Source organism: Methylobacterium sp. GXS13, assembly GCF_001455965.1.
In the GTDB taxonomy this organism is placed as follows: domain Bacteria; phylum Pseudomonadota; class Alphaproteobacteria; order Rhizobiales; family Beijerinckiaceae; genus Methylobacterium.
On the sequence record NZ_LKKO01000001.1, the window covers coordinates 354,337 to 371,536 of the forward strand.

Genomic DNA, 17,200 nt, shown 5'->3' on the forward strand with positions numbered 1-17,200 from the left:
AGCAAACCGTAATTGCTACATGTTAAGACGTGATTAGCCGAGCGTACCACGCATTCGACTCGCGGATATCATTTTGGCGGCACGATTGACCGCAAAACAGCCAGATGCACCGGAACGTGCAGCATCGCGAAAATCATTTCTCAATAGAATCGCAGGTAGAACTCCCGGGTCAGCCCGAGGAATAGCATGGCCTCCGCAGCGCTCCGTGTATCCGCATCGCTCCGCTGGAAGTCGGCCTGGCCGGCGGCGCTCGCGCTGGCCCTCGGGATCATCTGCGGAATGATCCTGGTCGGCGACCTCGAAGCCTCCGGGCTGCTGGTGTCGCAGAAGGGCCGCGCCTTTCAGCCCGGCAACATCGCGCTGAGCCGGGGCGAGACGGTGATGTTCGTCAACGACGATAGCGACCTGCTGCACCACGTCTTCGTGGAATCGGATACGTTCAACTTCGATTCCGGAGATCAGGAGCCGGGCAGCCGCACGCCGGTGACCTTCACCGAGAAGGGGACGTTCCAGGTGCTGTGCGGCATTCATCCGAAGATGAAGCTGGTGGTCCGGGTGAACTGAGCCCGCTCGACGGAGACGCGGTCACGCCTCGATCGCGCACCGTCATTGCGAGCGCAGCGAAGTAACCCAGGGCAGCGCGCGATCTCGGAATGGTACGCCGCGCTGCGTTGCTTTGCTGCCCTCGCAATGACGGTTCGGGCTGCGGCTTGGCTGAGCCAATCCGCCGGCCGACGTGCACAACAGCATCGATCCCACCCATCCCCTCATCCTGCGGTCCCCGCGTCCGCGGGACTCGAAGGAGCCCTATAGAAGCGGCGCGATTTCTAGAGGAATCTGCTTCGCTTCGTCGTTTCAGGATATGGGGGGGGGGGAGGGGCGTGGAGACGTTGAGCCCGAAAGCCCCTTACCGTTCCGCCGCCCGAATCGGCTTGGCCTGCGGCGCCGGCTTCACGCGCTCAATGGTCTGGCCGTCGCGCAGCTCCGGAGGCGGGCTGAAGATGATGTGGCTGTCCGGGGCCAGGCCCGATTCGAGCTCGAGGGTCCGGCCGAGGTCACGCCGCACCCGGACGGTCCGCCAAGTCACCCGATCGTCCTCACCCACTTCGGCGACCTGGAACCCCCGGGCATTGAACACCGTCGCTTCGGCGGGGACCGTGACGCTCTGATCGGTCCGGGGAAGCTTCAGCGTCACATAGGCAAAGAGCCCGGCCCGCAGGGCCCGATCGGGGTTCGGCACGTCGACCTGTGTCGTCAGGGTGCGCGAGGTGGCGTTCAGCGCCACCGAGCTGCGCTCGACGAAGCCGCCGAAGAGACGGCCGGGGATCTGGGGCACGCCGATCTCTGCCTGGACGCCCGGCTTGACGCCCACGGCATCGTTCTGCGGCACGTTCACGGTGATGCGCAGGGTGCTGTCCTGGTCCATGCTGAGGAGCGGCGTGCCGCCGTTATCGGCCTTGACCAGATCACCGACATCGACGTTGCGGGTTGTGACCACTCCGTCGAAGGGGGCGACCACCCGCTCGAACGCCGCGAGCGCCTTCAGCCGGTCGACCGCCGCCTCCTGCGAGGCGATCTTGGCGGTGGCCACCTTCACCCCCGCCTCGGCGGCCGCCAGGGCCGCGGCCTGCGAGAGCACGCTGGCCTGCGACGTATCGGCGTTCTGGCGCGACGCCCAGCCCTGGACGGCCAGCGTCGAGGTGCGGTTGTTGGTCAAGTTGGCGAGATTCACGTTGGCGCGGGCCTGCTCGACCTGCGCCTGCGCCTGCAGCAATTGCGCCTTCAGCTGGCCGACCTGGGCCTGGGCCTGGGCCAGCTGCTGGTCGAGATCCGGGGCCGCGATGCGCAGGAGCAGATCGCCGGCCTTGACCCGGGAGCCGATATCGACCCGCCGCTCGGCGATGTAGCCGGTGGCCCGGGCCGCGATCGCGGCGGTGGTGAAGGGCTGCGTCTCGCCGGGCAGCGTGAGATCGAGGGGGCCGTCCGACCGCTCCGCCACGATGGTGCGGATTTGGGGCACCAGGGTCTTGATCCGCTCCAGGGTCGCGGTGGCCTCGACGTCCCGCTGCCAGTGGTTGTAGGCGCCGTAGCCCACCAGGCCGAGGGCGACCAAGCCGACGAGCAGGAACGGACCCTTGCCCGGGGGCGGGGGGATCTCGCGATCCCCGTCCTGCGCTGCGTCGTGGGCCTTCATCGATCGGCTCTCCGCCCCGGAGCGCCGCCGGGTTCTCACCACGGTAGCGGCCCGAGCCGTCGCCGACCAGCGCGAGGCTTCGACGCATCCGCTATCGCGGGATCGGGGACGCCAGTTGCCGGCGCCCGCTGAGGCGCTTGTGCAGGTGGACCATCAGAGCGATCCCGAACAGCGGCGTCAGCAGATTGAGGATCGGCACCACCATCAACGCCGACATCAGGCAGCCGGCGCTGAGCGTGCGGACCGCGAAGGCCTTGCGCATTTCGGCTGCTTGCGGAAGCGGCCGGAACCGGGCGGCCGCCATCTCGAAATATTCCCGGGACAGCAGGTAGGCGTTGGCGCCGAAGAACGCCGCGATCCCGATCACCGGGACGAAGAAGATCACCAGCGCCGCCAGGTTGACCAGCAATGTCACACCCGCGAAGCGCACCGCGTAGAACATCGCGGTGCCGAGCGGCATGGGTCGGCCCGGCGGATCGTTGGGGAAGTCCGTGCGCTCGACGATGGCGGCGGCGTCGTCGAGGAAGAAACCCGCCACCAGGATCGAGATCGCCGGCATGAGATAGGCCAGGACCACGAACAGGCCGAAACCCGCGAGGTAGTAGGCGAGGCTGTCGAGGATCGGGTACTGGGCGGAGATGTGGTGGCTCGCCTGGAATGCCTGGACCAGGCGGGTCAGGCCGAGCCACAGCAGGACGAGGAGCCCGAGCGTCAGGCCCAGGGACTTCCACAGGATCGCCCGCAGGGGCGGGGAGAAGGTCTGGCGCAAAGCCGCCGCGGCGGACTCGACGATCATCGGGCGGGGTTTCCGGCTAGCGCCGGAGGCGGCGCGGCAGCGTTGTGAAGGGGTGCGGCCACCGGCGCAAGGCCGGACGCCGCCGCACCGGAGCGAGCGGACAGGAGCGCGCGTGCAGGACGCCAGGATGACGGCCTCGACCTCGACGACTTCCCCTGGGAAAGCCGAGCGGTGCTCCGCGGACCCGCCGCGCGCCCCCGATTACCGGCCGCGCCTCGCCCTGCTGCCTGCGGATCCGGAGGTGCTGGTGATCGGCGCCGGTGCCGCCGGGATCGGGGCGGCCCGGACCCTGGTGGAGCGGGGCGTGCGGGTCGCCGTGCTGGAGGCCCGCGACCGGATCGGCGGCCGGGCCTTCACGGTCTCGGTGCGCGGCCACGCCCTCGACCTCGGGGCGCACTGGCTCCATGCCGGGCCGATCAACCCGCTGGTGGCTTTGGGCCGGGCGCGCGGGGAGCGCCTGACGCTGGCGCCCCAGGAGAGCCATGTCTGGGTCGACCGACGCCGGGGCCGTGCCGACGAGATCCGGGCCAATGCCCGGGCCTTCGACCGGGCCGACCAGGCCATGACCCGCGGTGCGGCTCGGCCGGGGGACGACCGGCCGGCCGAGAGCGCCCTCCCGCCCGGCCTCGGCCCCTGGGGGACCCGGGTGGCGCAGGTCCACGGCCTGGTCTCGGGCCGGCCGCTCGGCGCGGTGTCGCTGCACGACTTCCCGAGCCTCGAATACAGCGAGAACTACTTCCTGGCCGGCGGCTACGGCAGCTACCTCGCCCGGCTGGCCAACGATCTGCCGATCGCGCTCGCGAGCCCGGTGACCCGCATCGACTGGTCGGACAGGCGGGTGCGCGTGGAGACGGCGGATGGCGTCGCGTACGCGGCGAAGGCGGTGATCGTAACGGTGCCGGTCATGGTGCTGCGTGACGGCCCGGCCTTCTCGCCGCCGCTGCCGAACGCAGTCCGGGCCGCGATCGACGGCTTCACCACGGGCCTGTACGAGCACGCCGTGCTGCACTGGCCGTCGAGCCCCTTCCAGGGCCGGGATCGGCTCGCCGCGATCCACGGCACCCGGCGCTCGCCCGCCGGCCTCCTCACCCGCATCGACGGCACGCCGTTCCATTACTATGAGCTCGACGTCCACGAGGCCGAGGCGCTGGATGCCGCCGGCTCCGGCGCGGACGGGGTCCGCCGCCATGTCCGGTCGGTTCTGGCCGAGCAGTTCGGCCGGGCGCGGCTGCGCGACCTGACCATCCCGGCGGTGAGCGCGTGGCGTCACGATCCATGGTCGCGCGGCTCCTGGGCGGTGGTGCCCCCCGGCCACGCGCCGGCCCGCGCCTTCCTGCAGGCGCCGCTGGCCGACACGGTCTGGTTCGCCGGGGAGGCGTTGTCACGGCTGCAATGGGGCACGGTCGGGGGCGCCTACGAGGAGGGCACCCGCGCCGCCGCGGCGGCCGCCGAGCGTATCCGCGCGGGCACAGGCTGAAGCGCGCGCGCGCCGCCCGGGGCCGCGCGTCTTGCCGGAGCCCGGCGGGACGGGCATCCCGCTCACGCTCGGGAGCTGGTGGAGGCGTGCGTGGATTGGATCGAGGGGATCGGCTATCTCGGCACCGCGCTCACCATCTCGGCCTCGGCCATGAGCACCATGATCCCGCTGCGGATCATCTCGCTCTGCGCCAGCTGCGCCGTGATCACCTACGGAATCCTGATCGGCAGCATGCCGGTGGTGCTGACCGAGGCGATCCAGATCCCGTTCAACGCCTACCGGCTCTGGCAGATGATGCGCCTGGTGCGCGACGTCGAGACCGCGGCCGACGGCAACCTGTCCCTCGAATGGCTGCGCCCGTTCGGATCGCAGCGCCCGTTCGGACTCGGCGAGGTGGTGTTCCGCAAGGGCGAGCCGGCCGGCGAGATGTACTACGTCGAGAGCGGCGCCTTCCGGATTCCGGAGGTCGGGATCGAGGTGCGCGCCGGCGGGATCGTCGGTGAACTCGGCCTGCTCGCCCCGGGCAACACCCGGACCGCGTCGCTGATCTGCATCGAGGCCGGCAACGCGCTGTGCGTGTCCTATTCCGACGTGAAGCAGCTCTATTACCAGAACCCGGAATTCGGGTTCTACTTCCTCAAGCTGACCAGCGAGCGGCTGTTCCAGAGCGCGCAGACCACACCGAAGCCCGTAGCCGCCCGCGGCGACGCGCTGTAGCGCCGCCGTTCGGGATCAGAGCATGCTCGGCAGGATCCGGTCCGGCGGGCGGTGGCCGTCCATGAAGGTTTTGATGTTGATGATGACCTTCTCGCCCATGTCGGTGCGGCTCTCGTAGGTCGCCGAGCCCATATGGGGCAGCAGCACGACCTTACCCTGGCGGGCGAGCTTCACGAGGCGCGGGCTCACTGCGGGCTCCTGCTCGAACACGTCGAGGCCGGCCGCCGAGACGTCGCCAGCCTCGATGAGGCGGGCGAGCGCGTTCTCGTCGATCACCTCGCCGCGGGCGGTGTTGACCACGATGGCCTCGGGCTTGAGCAGCTTGAGGCGCCGGGCCGAGAGCAGGTGGTAGGTCGCCGGCGTGTGCGGGCAGTTCACCGACACGATGTCGACCCGGGCCAGCATCTGGTCGAGGGATTCCCAGTAGGTCGCGTCCAGCGCGCCCTCGATCGCGGCCGGCACCCGGCGGCGGTTGTGGTAGTGGACCTGCAGGCCGAAGGCGCGGGCGCGCTTGGCGAGCGCCTGGCCGATCCGGCCCATGCCGACGATGCCGAGCCGCTTGCCGGTGATGCGCCGGCCGAGCATCCAGGTCGGCGACCAGCCCGTGGTCCAGTCGTCGTCCGGGATGATCCGAGCGCCCTCCGTGACCCGGCGGGCCACCGCAAGGATCAGCGCCATGGTCATGTCGGCGGTGTCCTCGGTCAGGACGCCGGGGGTGTTGGTGACCGTGATGCCGCGCTCCAGGGCGGCGGCCACGTCGATATGATCGACGCCGTTGCCGAAATTGGCGATCAGCCGCAGGTTCGGGCCGGCCTGGGCGAGCAGCCCGGAATCGATCTCGTCGGTGACGGTGGGGACCAGCACGTCGGCCTCGCGCAGGGCCGCCGCCAGAGCGTCGGCCGGCATGGCAGCATCGTCGGGACTGAGGCGCACGTCGAACAGCTCGCGCATCCGCGTCTCGACGGCATCCGGCAGGCGCCGCGTCACGACCACCAGCGGCTTGCGCTTCGACACGTCTCTCTCCCCGTCAGCCTCGCGGCCGTGTTGGCGATCCCGGCCCGGCGGGCCCGATCCGGACCACGCGTGGCAAGCGTCCGTTAACCGAACTCGGCCAGACAGGTCGGGTGCGAGGCACCGGTCCCGGAGCCTGTTCCGACCCATCGGCCTCTCTACCAGAGGTGGGCCGGAACACAATCGGATGCCGGCAGGATCCGCGCACCGACGGGCCGCGATCGCGACAGCCCGGGCTTCTTCGGCCTCCCCTCGAACAGGGATCGCCGGGTCCCGGGACGCATCGGAATCAGGATTCGAAACCCGGGCGGGTGGCCAGAGGCGAGTCCGCCGGGCATCGTCAGGTCGGGAGTGGGAGAGGACCATGCGCGCGTCACGCCTGAGCTTCGCCGTCGCGGCGCTGCTTCTGAGCGGGTTGGTCGGTGCCAGCGCGGCCCCGCCGACCGCGAAGCCCGACACCGGAATCGGCCCCGTCACCAAGCTGCCGCTGCCCCGCTACGCCAGCCTGAAGACCGACCGCGTCAACCTGCGGGAAGGGCCCTCGAAGGATCACCGCACCCTCTGGGTGTTCCAGCGCGCCGGCCTGCCGGTGGAGATCGTCGGCGAGTTCGAGACCTGGCGGCGGATCCGCGATTCGGAGGGCACCGAGGGCTGGGTGCTGCACTCGCTGCTCTCCGGCCGTCGCACTGCCATCGTCAATGCCGGCCCCGACAAGGGCGCCGAGAAGGCCGCCGTCTCGTTGCGCGCCAAGGCCGACGAGGGCGCCGAGGACGAGGCCCGCCTTCAGACCGGGGTGATCGGCAGCGTGAAGAGCTGCACCGGCACGTGGTGCCGCCTGATCGTGACGCTCCCCAACCGCCGGGACGTGGACGGCTACATCCGCCAGACCCGTCTCTGGGGCGTGTATCCGAACGAGGTGGTGGAATAGGTTTTGGTTTTTGGGGAGGGGCGCCGGGCAACGCCGGTCGGCTCGATCCGGCGAGCCGATCTGCGTCGCGCCTTCCACCCACATCCTAATCCTGTTGTGGCAGCGCGCAGCGTCGCGCTCAAAGGAGCCCTCCAGCTTTCGCGCGATCCCTCGACTTCTCCTCCGAGGCCTCCGCTACCGGGCTTGCGGATCCACACATTGAAGTCGGCAGAAGCCACGGGAGGCACGGCGGCTCTCCCTTCCCCCCCCCCTCTGCGGACTAGCAGATTCACAGATCGGCTTCGGTCTTCGGCAAGCCTCTGAAACACGACGCGTTCCCCCCCTTGTGGGGAGGGATCAGGGGTGGGGGTGGTGCAGAATGGAGCGCAGCGGTGCCTTCTGAACCACCCCCACCTCCAACGCCTCTCCACAAGGGGGAGGAGAGCGCGTCGGGCATGACCGATCACACTGTGTAACCATCGTAGCCCGCCCGGGAGACGGCACCCGCGACGCATCCGGCAACGACGGACACGCAACAAAAAAGCCGCCCGAAACCGGGCGGCTCGACGTCGACGCGCGGGGCCGAAGCCCCGAACAATCAGCTCTGGCGGCGGCCGGCGGGGCGGGCGCGGCGCAGGCGGACGATCACCTCGACGCCGGCGATCTCCATGCCCTCGGGGGCCTCGGGGAGGGAATCGACCGTGATGCCGCAATCCGGCATGTCGATCACCTGGTTCTCGTCCTCGAGGTAGAAGTGGTGGTGCTCGCTCGGGTTCGTGTCGAAATATGCCTTCGACCCGTCGAGCGCGAGCTGGCGCAGCAAACCCGCCTCGGTGAACTGGTGGAGCGTGTTGTAGACGGTGGCCAGTGAGACCGGCACCTTGGCGCGCATCGCCTCGTCGTAGAGCATCTCGGCGGTCAGGTGCCGGTCGCCGCGGCCGAACAGGAGCCAGCCCAGGGACAGGCGCTGCCGGGTCGGACGCAGGCCGGCCCGACGCAGGCGGTCGCGCAGATCGGACAGCGGACAACCGCGACGCGGCATGCCGTTCGCTTCCAGCTGGGGGGCGGGGACCCGGCCGTTGAGGATCGCCTGAAGGGGCAGCAGTTCGGACATTGCGGGACTGAACGCTCGACGAGGACCCTGTAGGAATGGGATTCGTCATACTATACGGAAGTGGACATGCGGTCGCAACCCAAGGCGCCTTGCCGAGCCGGTGCGCATCCCCTGCGAAGTCGTTGATGGCTTTGAAGGCGCTGCGCCCCGTGCTAACCCGCGCGCCGAACAACCAGGCCAGGGCCGCGCACCGCAAGCCAGCCCCCCAAGAGAGTCCAGAGGAAACAGCCACCTTCATGCCGACAGATGCCGAGACGCCGGAACAGACCGCGAGCCGCAAGTCGCACTATTCCTACGAGGATCTACTGGCCTGCGGGCGCGGCGAGCTCTTCGGCGCCGGAAATGCACAGCTTCCGCTGCCGCCGATGCTGATGTTCGACCGGATCACCAGCATCGGGCAGGAGGGCGGCGCCCACGGCAAGGGCCATGTCACAGCCGAGCTCGATATCCGGCCGGACCTGTGGTTCTTCCCGTGCCATTTCCAGGGCGACCCGGTGATGCCGGGCTGCCTGGGCCTCGATGCCCTGTGGCAGATGCTGGGGTTCCATCTCGGTTGGCTGGGTTCTCCAGGCCGCGGCCGGGCACTCGGCGTCGGCGAGGTCAAGCTCGCCGGGCAGGTGCTGCCGACCATGAAGAAGGTCGTCTACAATGTGGACGTGAAGCGCGTCCGGCAGGGCAAGCTGGTGCTGGGCATCGGCGACGGCTGGCTTGAGGCGGACGGGGAGCGCGTCTACCAGGTTCAGGATATGCGCGTCGGCCTGTTCCAGAGCTGAGTGCGCCGCGTTTCGAGGGCGTGTTTCACACCCGGCGCGCAACGCCGGACGCCCTCGGCAGTTGAGATTGTACCCGCGTCACCTTAGCTGACCGGGACGCGGCACGGGCGACCGATGCCGCGACGGAGGTATCGACACCACCATGCGCCGCGTCGTCATCACCGGGATGGGCATCGTCTCGTCCATCGGCAACACCACGCAGGAGGTGCTCGCCTCCCTACGCGAGGCGCGTTCGGGCATTGCGCGCGACGCGAGCTATGCCGAGCACAATTTCCGCAGCCAGGTCTCGGGCCGGCCCAGCCTCGATCCCGAGGGCGTGGTCGACCGTCGCGCCATGCGCTTCCACGGCGGCGGCTCCGCGTGGAACCACGTCGCCATGGATCAGGCGATCCGCGATTCGGGCCTTGAGCAGGCCGAGATCTCCCACGAGCGCACCGGCATCATCATGGGATCGGGCGGTCCCTCGACCCGGGTGATCGTGGATGCCGCCGCCATCACCCGCGACAAGGGTCCGAAGCGGATCGGCCCGTTCGCGGTGCCGAAGGCGATGTCCTCAACCGCCTCCGCAACGCTGGCGACCTGGTTCAAGATCCGCGGCGTGAACTACTCGATCTCGTCGGCCTGTGCGACCTCCAACCATTGCATCGGCAACGCCGCCGAGATCATCCAGGGCGGTCGTCAGGACATCATCTTCGCGGGCGGTTGCGAGGATCTGGACTGGACCCTCTCGTCGCTGTTCGACGCCATGGGCGCCATGTCGTCGAAGTACAACGACACGCCGGCCCGGGCGTCGCGCGCCTACGACGCCAACCGCGACGGCTTCGTCATCGCCGGCGGCGCTGGCGTGCTGGTCCTCGAGGAACTGGAGCACGCAAAGGCCCGCGGCGCCCGGATCTACGGCGAGATCGCCGGCTACGGCGCCACCTCGGACGGCCACGACATGGTCGCCCCGTCGGGGGAGGGCGCGGTGCGCTGCATGCGCCAGGCGATGGAAGGCCTGAAGGGCGCGCGGATCGACTACATCAACCCGCATGCGACCTCGACCCCGGTCGGCGACGACAAGGAGATCGAGGCGATCCGCGAGGTGTTCGGCCGCGGCGAGGATTGCCCGCCGATCTCGGCGACCAAGTCGCTCACCGGCCACTCGCTGGGCGCCACGGGGGTGCAGGAGGCGATCTACAGCCTCCTGATGATGCAGAACGGCTTCATCTGCGAGAGCGCGCATATCGACACGATCGATCCCGCCTTCGCCGATATGCCGATCCTGCGCGAGCGCCGGGATGACGCCAAGCTGGGTCACGTCCTGACCAACTCCTTCGGCTTCGGCGGCACCAACGCCACCCTGGTCCTGAAGCACGTGGACGCTTGACTGTCTCATATCGGAACCACTGCGTTTCACGCGGCGTTTACGCTCCGTTGGATGAGGTGGTGACGATGGGTACGTTCCTGATCGGAGCTCTGAGCGGCCTGATGATCGCGGGCTGCGCCGCGATCTACGCGAAGCAGGCGCTGATCGAGGAAGCCCGCTCCCATACGGACGGGTACTTCTAGACCCTCCCTGCACGCCGAGATCGATGCCCCGCCCTCCGGCGGGGCTTTTTTTTGGCCCCTGCGATGGGCCATCCGGTTTGGAGCGCAGGGCAAGCCGCGCTAAGGCACCTTCGTCGCGGACAGGTTGTTGAACCGCATCGCGGCGCGTCCCCGCCTCCGGGGGCGGCGTGCTCGTACGGAATGTGAGTCGGCATGACAGGTTTGATGGCGGGCAAGCGCGGCCTGATCATGGGCGTCGCCAACGATCACTCGATCGCCTGGGGCATCGCCCGGACCCTCCACGCCCACGGCGCGCGGCTCGCCTTCACGTATCAGGGCGAGGCTCTGGGGCGCCGGGTCGCGCCTCTGGCGGCGCGGCTCGATTCCGACATCGTGCTGCCCTGCGACGTGGAAGACGTCGCCTCGGTGGACGCCACCTTCGCGGCCCTGGACGAGCGCTTCGACGACGGCCTCGACTTCGTGGTCCACGCCATCGGCTTCTCCGACAAGGCGCAGCTCAAGGGCCGCTACGTCGACGTCACAACCCGCGAGAACTTCGCGCGGACCCTGACGATCTCGTGCTTCTCCTTCACCGAGATCGCCCAGCGCGCCGCCAAGCGGATGAAGACCGGCGGCTCCCTGCTGACCCTCACCTACGGTGGCTCGACCCGGGTGATGCCGAACTACAACGTGATGGGCGTGGCCAAGGCGGCGCTGGAGGCCTCGGTCCGCTACCTCGCGAGCGATCTCGGCCCGGACGGCATCCGGGTCAACGCGCTTTCGGCCGGCCCGATGCGGACGCTGGCCGGCGCCGGCATCGCCGATGCCCGCCTGATGTTCAACCACCAGCGCGCCCACGCTCCGCTGCGCCGCACCGTCAGCCTCGACGATGTCGGCGGCTCGGCCCTCTACCTGCTGTCGCCGCTCTCCGGCGGCGTCACCGGCGAGGTCCATTTCGTCGATGCCGGTTTCAACATCATCTCGATGCCGCGCCCGGACGTGCTTCAGGCTCAGGACGAGGCCGGCGTCGTCGGCGATGCCTGAAGCCTGAGCCGGCTATTCTTCCGGGATCCGGCCCGGGGGCACAGGCCCCCGGCTCCGCTGGCGCTCGCCGCGGACCGACGGGCGCTGACGCTCGGCCCGGACCTCGTCGGGGGCGGGCGGGGCGGAGGGATAATTCGAAGCGAACGGATTGGCCGGCGCAGCCCGCGAAGAGCCGCCGAAGAGAGACTCGAAAAAACCCTCCTCGGCGTGGACATTCTGCGAAGCGAGCAGGAGGCCGAGGGCCAGGATCGGTCGAAGAAACGTCGTCATGCGGCGCCCGTAGCGTGACTTTCCGGCGGATCGGAGGCCGGTCGGGAACCCCGCGGCGCGCGACGGGTTCGCGCTCAACACAACCGCGTGCGTACAGGAGTCGTGATGTCCGAGGTTACCTATCGCATCGTCGAGCACGATGGCGGCTTCGCCTACAAGGTGGGCGACGTGTTCTCCGAGACCTTCCCGAGCCGCGAAGAGGCGCTGCAGGCCGCCCAGGCTGCGGCTGCCGAGCAGCAGGTTCCCGGCTCCACAGAAGGCATCCGCTATCAGGATCAGGCCGGCAGCTGGCACGACGAGACCGCCCAGGGTAGCGATCGCCCCCGCGCCAAGGTTGTGGACTGACAGGAGCAGCGCTGCCGTGGCTCCAGCGAAGGCCGCAACCCAGGCGCGTATCAAGACCCGCCCAAAAGCGGAGCCCATCCCCAAGCCGGCGCGTCCCAAAGGTGCGCGCCGCACCACCCCGTCGCCGGAAACCCTGGCGGCGCTGGGACCGGACCGGCTCATCGGGCTGATCCTCGGAGAGACCGCCCGCAACCCAACGTTTAAGAAACTCGTCACCGCGGCGCTCGCCGCCTTGCAGGGTCCGGACGCCGTGGCGGCAATGGTCGACCGCCGCCTGACGGCCCTCGAAGCCGCCCAGGGTTACATCGACTGGCAGAAGCGCCGCGCCTTCGCGGCCGACCTCGACGCCACCGTGACCGTCATCCTCAACGAGCTGCGCCCCCTCGATGCCGGCGCCGCTCTCGAACGCCTCCGGCGATTCCTGCAGGGGGCTGACGCGGTGTTGAACCGCGTCGATGACAGCACCGGCGCTGTGCAAGGCGTCTACCAGCGCGCCAGCGACGCCTTCGTTGACATCGCGAACGTCCTGCCCCCGATCGAGGCTGCGCGGGTCGCCTGCGGCCTCGTCGCCCCCTTCACGGCCGACCCGTTCGGTCCCCTCGGCATCCTCCTGGGCGATATGGTCCCGACGCTCGGTCCGGACGCGCTTTTGGAGATCGATACGTCGCTGGCGGAGACGGCTGCCGCCATGGCGAACGCCGGCGCTCCACGGAGCGATGCCGCCTACCGCCGCGTTTCGGCGCGCGGTCAGATCCTGCGCCTCCGCCAAGTCATCGCCGACCGGAACAACGACGCCGACGCCTTCATCGCGCTGGAGCACGAGATCTCGTCGGGCCGAGAGGATACCCGCGCGATCGCGCAGCGCCTGCTCGCAGCCGGGCGGGCCACGGAGGCTCTCGACTGGATTCGACGCGCGGAGGAGCCGGGCCTCCGCATTGTCACGCGTGCCGACCTGATCGCGGGCTTCGACTCCCGCGCGTCCGAGCGTGAGCGGCAAACGCTGGAGATCGAGATCCTCGACGCGCTAGGCCGGGGCGTCGAGGCGCAGGCCCTCCGCTGGATGCTGTTCGAGCGCGATCTCGATGCCCCGATGCTACGCGCCTACCTCGCCAAGCTCCCCGATTTCGAAGACGAAGAGGCGCTTCAGAAAGCGCTGACTCACGCGGAGTCTTTCCCCAATCCCCACTGGGCGCTCGCCTTTCTCGTGGGTTGGCCGGATCTCACCCGGGCTGCCAGGCTGGTCATCGAGAAGCGCACGGTCTGGAAGGGCGAGAACTACGCCGTAGTGGCGCCCGCCGCTGGTGCCTTGGCCCCGGACTATCCCCTTGCCGCCACGATCCTGTATCGCCGCCTGCTCGACGGTATCCTCGAAGCTGGCCGCAGCGCCGCCTACCCACATGGCGCCCGCTACCTATCGGAACTCGACGATCTCGCCGACCGCTTGGAGCCGGCCGCAATCGACCCGCCACCGGAAGCCTATCGAGAGGGGCTGCGGCGGGACCACGGCCGCAAGCACGCGTTTTGGGGAGCGCTAAAAGATTGAACAATCGTCTTCGGATCGCGCCGTAGCCATCTCGCCACCACACGTGCAGCGAAGCCACCTACCAGTGGTGCCAAACTTTCTGGCGCGGCGTGGCCATGCCGCGGCACAGCCTTGACGATCACTGCCAAGCCGTCTCCTAGGAGGCCTCTAAAATTTCGATCGCATCGACCCGGTCGGGATAGAACGCCACGTGGTCCTTGATCGCCACCACGGCCGGGAACGGCGCCTCGTAGCTCCACACCGCATCGGCGCGCCGCGCGCCTTCAACGACGAGATCGAAGTACCGGGCATCGCCCTTATACGGGCAATGGCTCGTTCGGGCGGAAGGCACGAAATACTGGATGCTGATGTCGCTGCGGGGAATGTAGAAGACTGCTGGGTAGTGGGCCTCCTCCAGCCGCACGGCGTGGCGCGTGTCGGCGACGGCCACGCCGGCCACGAGCACCCTGATATGGTGCCGCTCCGGTGTGACGGTGATCGGATGGTCCGGACCCGGCATCTTCATGGCGTTCTCCCAAGCTCGGGCTTCAATTCGATGGTCCCGAGGGCGTCAGCAAGGCGCGATTTGGCGGTTCCGGGCCTCAGAGGCTTCTGCTGGCTCTTGTGCGGCACCCAGCCCGACAACCACAGTACCTCGAAGGTTGCTCGTATCCGCCCGTCGGGGTCTGAGAAGCGTTCGGCATAGACTTCCGCAGTTCGCACCAGGGTCGCTCGCCGCAGGGGCGTGCGACGGCGCTCGGTGAGTACGTTGGTCATGCCCATGGCGCGCAGGTCGCGCATCAGCCCGAACGGGTCGGCGTAGCGCACCGTCAGAGTGTCGGTATCGGCCACCGGCAGTGCGAAGCCTGCGCGCTGCAGGAGCGCCCCAGCCTCACGCACGGCGGCGAAGGGAGCCACACGGGGGCTGACACCGCCCTCGATCTCGCTCTCGGCTTGCGCGAAGCTCTGCCGTAGTTCGGTCAGCGTAGCGCCGCCGAGCAGGCAGCCAAGGAACAGGCCGTCCGGCCGAAGCGCCCGACGCAGCTGTATCAGTGTTCCTGGCAGGTCGTTGACTGCGTGAAGTGCAAGGAGCGAGACGGCGAGATCCAAGCTTCCAGTCGCCAATGGCAGGAACTCCGGGTCTCCGACGATCCGGTTCCTACCCGGTTCGGGCAATGCCGAGAGGCGGAAATGCGTAGCCTCTGGGTATCGAGCCTGAAGCGCCTGCGCTGCGCCGTCGCCGGGAGTTGCATGATCAAGCACCGTTCCGAAGCTACGTAGAACTGCAGCCAAGCGATCATCCAGATCCTCGACCACTCGATCCAGAAGAAACCCGGCATAGCCATTCCGTTCAGCTCGGGCGAGGCGATGGCGAGCGAGAGCGGTGTCGAACAGGGCGGCTGGGGTATCCATGGTCCTGCACATGGCGCTTTCGGGGCCGTCCCGCCAGCACTCGACCCGTATGGCCGTTTATGGCCGGATCGCGCGAGCACAGACTCGCGAGGTGCGCTAACCTTCCGGAACGAGTCGGCATCGTCGCCGTTCCTGCTGCGACCGGCTGAAAGGCCGAGATTGATCAAGGAGTGTAGGTCATGAAGCGCATGCTCGTCGGGGCTGCAATGGCCCTCGCCGCCCTCACCGCCGCGAGCGGCGCGGAGGCCAAGGGCTGCATCAAGGGTGCGATCGTCGGCGGTATCGCTGGACATTACGCTGGGCATCACGGCCTCGTCGGCGCCGCCGCCGGCTGCGCCATAGGCCGGCACCGGGCGAACGCCAGGGCCCGTGAAATGGATCAGCAGGCCGGCCCACAGGGCGCGCGACCGATCTCGGCACGTTGAAGCGAGAGCCTTTGATCGTATGACGGCGCTCGAAGCCGTCACATCGGCCCTGCGCGGGTTGCCGCGCGGGGCATTGTCTTTGATTTATCCGCCGACTTGCTCCGGTTGCGGCTGTGCCACCGCGGATCCCGGCACTTTATGCCCCTCCTGCTGGACGGGCCTTCACTTGATTGAAGAGCCGCTGTGCCAGCGTTTTGGGACACCGTTCGCAGTCGATCTCGGCGTTGGGCCGTTGCTCTCGCCCCGGGCCATCGCCGAGCCGCCGGTTTTCGCGCGCGCCCGGGCGGTTGCCCTCTACAATGATGTTGCCCGCAGCCTCGTCCATCGGTTGAAGTACGAAGATCGTGTCGACCTAGCCGGCGTGATGGGCCGGATGATGACGGGGAGCGGTCGGGCTTTGATCGCCGACGCCGACTGCGTCGTCCCGGTGCCGCTGCATCGCTGGCGTCTGTGGCGTCGTCGCTTCAATCAGGCTGCCTTGCTAGGTCGGGTGATCGCCAAAGGCGCCGGGCTGCCATTCGAACCGTCAGTGCTGATCCGGATCCGGGCAACCCGCTCACAAGTCGGCCTCAGTCGCGCTGCCCGCGCGCAGAACCTGAGTGGAGCGTTTCGGGTCTCAGCCGCGCGAGCACACTGCATCCAGGGTCGGCGGGTCCTGTTGATCGACGACGTCATGACCACAGGTGCCACAGGCAACGCTGCTTCACGCGCCCTCCTGAGGGGTGGTGCGGCGTCGGTGGACTTGTTGACCTTCGCACTGGTCGGCGACGCGACTGGTTGAGACTTACCCTTCAGGCCGTGAGCCGCTCCCTGTTGGGAAAGCTGACCGCCAGAGTGAAGTCGAACGCTTCCGCGATGCTCTCGTACCAAAGCGAGAACGGTGTGGGCCGGGCGAGTTGGAGCGCACCTTCGGTCTCGGTTCCGGCACGCTGGAGCGCCGCCCCATGTTTGGTCGCCAGTCGCAGCATCGGGCCGTTTCCGGAGAGGCAGCGTACATGGAGATCGACCACACCGCGATGACGCGCAGCGCGCGCGATCCGCGCGAACAGAGCCGCCCCGATACCCTGCCGCCGAAAGCCGCGCTCGACTGCGAAGGCGGCCTCAGCACTCCGACCCAGGATGTAGGGCGGGGTACCGGTTCCCAAGGGGCGCAATTCGGCGAGCCCGCGTAGTTGGCCGTCCACGAAGGCGCCGTACATCACGCCTTCCGCCGTTACCGCCTGCGTGGCATAGGCCCGCACGCCGTCTTCGCTCACATTGCCCATGAAGCGATTCGCACGTGCTTCCGGATCGAGGCGGAGGAAATAGTCGAGCACCGCATTGCGGTCAGCCGGCCATAGGCGCCGGACTGTGTGGGCCGACACCACCAAGTGTCGAACAGCCATGATGAGTCTCCGGTCTGGGCGCATTGATGCGCCGATTGGTCCGGACGTTCCTCCCAGAATACGAGGATGATCTCGCATCGGCATGGCGGTTGTGCAATGCAGCAAAATGACTGAGCCCATGCAGGAACATGCTGCCATGCGCATATCGGATGGAACGGTTCGGCATCCCGTGTCCCGGGCCGGACTTGATTCGCGTGAAGCTTGCACGGCACAGGAAGGCGGCCCTGGTTGGGAACGGTTGACCGGGCGCGGGGGTGCCGATCCGGTGCTGAGGCGA

At 68.6% G+C, this 17,200-nt stretch carries 20 protein-coding genes; 12 read left to right on the forward strand and 8 right to left on the reverse strand.

The window, feature by feature from the left end; all coding sequences use genetic code 11:
* Positions 1–186 precede the first annotated feature (186 nt).
* A complete protein-coding gene (locus AO398_RS01790) occupies positions 187–564 on the forward strand; it encodes a plastocyanin/azurin family copper-binding protein (protein WP_082643085.1) in 378 nt (125 codons plus the stop codon).
* Positions 565–907: 343 nt separating this feature from the next.
* Here the strand turns inward: AO398_RS01790 and AO398_RS01795 are convergent, their stop codons facing one another.
* Both AO398_RS01795 and AO398_RS01800 read right to left on the reverse strand, forming a co-directional pair.
* The gene (locus AO398_RS01795; RefSeq protein ID WP_058190293.1) at positions 908–2,194 is read right to left on the reverse strand and encodes an efflux RND transporter periplasmic adaptor subunit; all 1,287 of its coding nucleotides are present in this window, start codon (positions 2,192–2,194) and stop codon (positions 908–910) included.
* A 91-nt stretch (positions 2,195–2,285) separates the two neighbouring features.
* Positions 2,286–2,990: a sulfate transporter family protein gene (locus AO398_RS01800; RefSeq protein ID WP_058190294.1), complete on the reverse strand. Its 705-nt coding sequence runs from the start codon at positions 2,988–2,990 to the stop codon at positions 2,286–2,288.
* Between the two features lie 127 nt (positions 2,991–3,117).
* Here AO398_RS01800 and AO398_RS01805 point away from each other — a divergent pair, with 127 nt between their 5' ends.
* Together AO398_RS01805 and AO398_RS01810 are read left to right on the forward strand one after the other, a co-directional pair.
* Positions 3,118–4,467: an NAD(P)/FAD-dependent oxidoreductase gene (locus AO398_RS01805; RefSeq protein ID WP_244498649.1), complete on the forward strand. Its 1,350-nt coding sequence runs from the start codon at positions 3,118–3,120 to the stop codon at positions 4,465–4,467.
* Positions 4,468–4,557: 90 nt separating this feature from the next.
* A complete protein-coding gene (locus AO398_RS01810) occupies positions 4,558–5,184 on the forward strand; it encodes a cyclic nucleotide-binding domain-containing protein (RefSeq protein ID WP_058190295.1) in 627 nt (208 codons plus the stop codon).
* Between the two features lie 15 nt (positions 5,185–5,199).
* On the opposite strand, the gene AO398_RS01815 is transcribed toward AO398_RS01810, so the two are convergent.
* Positions 5,200–6,198 carry a D-glycerate dehydrogenase gene (locus AO398_RS01815; protein ID WP_058190296.1) on the reverse strand — a complete coding sequence of 333 codons (999 nt, stop codon included), beginning with the start codon at positions 6,196–6,198 and terminating at the stop codon, positions 5,200–5,202.
* A gap of 361 nt (positions 6,199–6,559) precedes the next feature.
* Here AO398_RS01815 and AO398_RS01820 point away from each other — a divergent pair, with 361 nt between their 5' ends.
* Positions 6,560–7,123, forward strand: coding sequence for an SH3 domain-containing protein (locus AO398_RS01820; RefSeq protein ID WP_058190297.1), 564 nt, complete (start codon positions 6,560–6,562; stop codon positions 7,121–7,123).
* Between the two features lie 577 nt (positions 7,124–7,700).
* On the opposite strand, the gene irr is transcribed toward AO398_RS01820, so the two are convergent.
* Positions 7,701–8,216 carry a Fur family transcriptional regulator Irr gene (gene irr / locus AO398_RS01825; protein WP_007559805.1) on the reverse strand — a complete coding sequence of 172 codons (516 nt, stop codon included), beginning with the start codon at positions 8,214–8,216 and terminating at the stop codon, positions 7,701–7,703.
* Between the two features lie 236 nt (positions 8,217–8,452).
* Here irr and fabA point away from each other — a divergent pair, with 236 nt between their 5' ends.
* From fabA to fabI, 4 genes are all read left to right on the forward strand, one after another.
* Positions 8,453–8,989: a 3-hydroxyacyl-[acyl-carrier-protein] dehydratase FabA gene (gene fabA, locus AO398_RS01830; protein ID WP_058190298.1), complete on the forward strand. Its 537-nt coding sequence runs from the start codon at positions 8,453–8,455 to the stop codon at positions 8,987–8,989.
* A 142-nt stretch (positions 8,990–9,131) separates the two neighbouring features.
* A complete protein-coding gene (fabB, locus tag AO398_RS01835) occupies positions 9,132–10,358 on the forward strand; it encodes a beta-ketoacyl-ACP synthase I (RefSeq protein ID WP_058190299.1) in 1,227 nt (408 codons plus the stop codon).
* A gap of 59 nt (positions 10,359–10,417) precedes the next feature.
* On the forward strand, positions 10,418–10,540 hold the full coding sequence (locus tag AO398_RS29660; protein WP_279596884.1) for a hypothetical protein: 123 nt from the start codon (positions 10,418–10,420) through the stop codon (positions 10,538–10,540).
* 192 nt (positions 10,541–10,732) lie between these two features.
* The gene (fabI, locus tag AO398_RS01840) at positions 10,733–11,563 is read left to right on the forward strand and encodes an enoyl-ACP reductase FabI (protein ID WP_058190300.1); all 831 of its coding nucleotides are present in this window, start codon (positions 10,733–10,735) and stop codon (positions 11,561–11,563) included.
* Between the two features lie 12 nt (positions 11,564–11,575).
* Here fabI and AO398_RS29210 read toward each other — a convergent pair whose 3' ends face one another.
* Positions 11,576–11,833, reverse strand: a complete 258-nt coding sequence (locus tag AO398_RS29210; protein WP_058190301.1) for a hypothetical protein — start codon at positions 11,831–11,833, stop codon at positions 11,576–11,578.
* Positions 11,834–11,938: 105 nt separating this feature from the next.
* On the opposite strand from AO398_RS29210, the gene AO398_RS01850 reads away from it, so the two are divergent.
* On the forward strand, positions 11,939–12,178 hold the full coding sequence (locus AO398_RS01850; RefSeq protein ID WP_007559814.1) for a DUF2188 domain-containing protein: 240 nt from the start codon (positions 11,939–11,941) through the stop codon (positions 12,176–12,178).
* A gap of 16 nt (positions 12,179–12,194) precedes the next feature.
* Positions 12,195–13,721: a DUF6880 family protein gene (locus AO398_RS01855; RefSeq protein ID WP_244498633.1), complete on the forward strand. Its 1,527-nt coding sequence runs from the start codon at positions 12,195–12,197 to the stop codon at positions 13,719–13,721.
* A 136-nt stretch (positions 13,722–13,857) separates the two neighbouring features.
* On the opposite strand, the gene AO398_RS01860 is transcribed toward AO398_RS01855, so the two are convergent.
* Together AO398_RS01860 and AO398_RS01865 are read right to left on the reverse strand one after the other, a co-directional pair.
* Complete coding sequence (locus AO398_RS01860) at positions 13,858–14,226, reverse strand: DUF427 domain-containing protein (RefSeq protein WP_058190302.1); 369 nt, start codon at positions 14,224–14,226, stop codon at positions 13,858–13,860.
* Positions 14,223–15,113: a methyltransferase domain-containing protein gene (locus tag AO398_RS01865; RefSeq protein ID WP_058190585.1), complete on the reverse strand. Its 891-nt coding sequence runs from the start codon at positions 15,111–15,113 to the stop codon at positions 14,223–14,225. Before AO398_RS01865 ends, AO398_RS01860 begins: the two co-directional genes overlap by 4 nt.
* Positions 15,114–15,292: 179 nt before the next feature.
* Between AO398_RS01865 and AO398_RS01870 the strand changes: the two genes are divergently transcribed.
* Together AO398_RS01870 and AO398_RS01875 are read left to right on the forward strand one after the other, a co-directional pair.
* Positions 15,293–15,538 (forward strand): hypothetical protein, encoded by a 246-nt coding sequence (locus AO398_RS01870; protein ID WP_058190303.1) that lies wholly within the window; start codon positions 15,293–15,295, stop codon positions 15,536–15,538.
* A gap of 19 nt (positions 15,539–15,557) precedes the next feature.
* Positions 15,558–16,319, forward strand: a complete 762-nt coding sequence (locus AO398_RS01875) for a ComF family protein (protein WP_058190304.1) — start codon at positions 15,558–15,560, stop codon at positions 16,317–16,319.
* A gap of 10 nt (positions 16,320–16,329) precedes the next feature.
* Here the strand turns inward: AO398_RS01875 and AO398_RS01880 are convergent, their stop codons facing one another.
* Positions 16,330–16,854, reverse strand: coding sequence for a GNAT family N-acetyltransferase (locus tag AO398_RS01880; RefSeq protein WP_244498634.1), 525 nt, complete (start codon positions 16,852–16,854; stop codon positions 16,330–16,332).
* Positions 16,855–17,200: the final 346 nt, after the last annotated feature.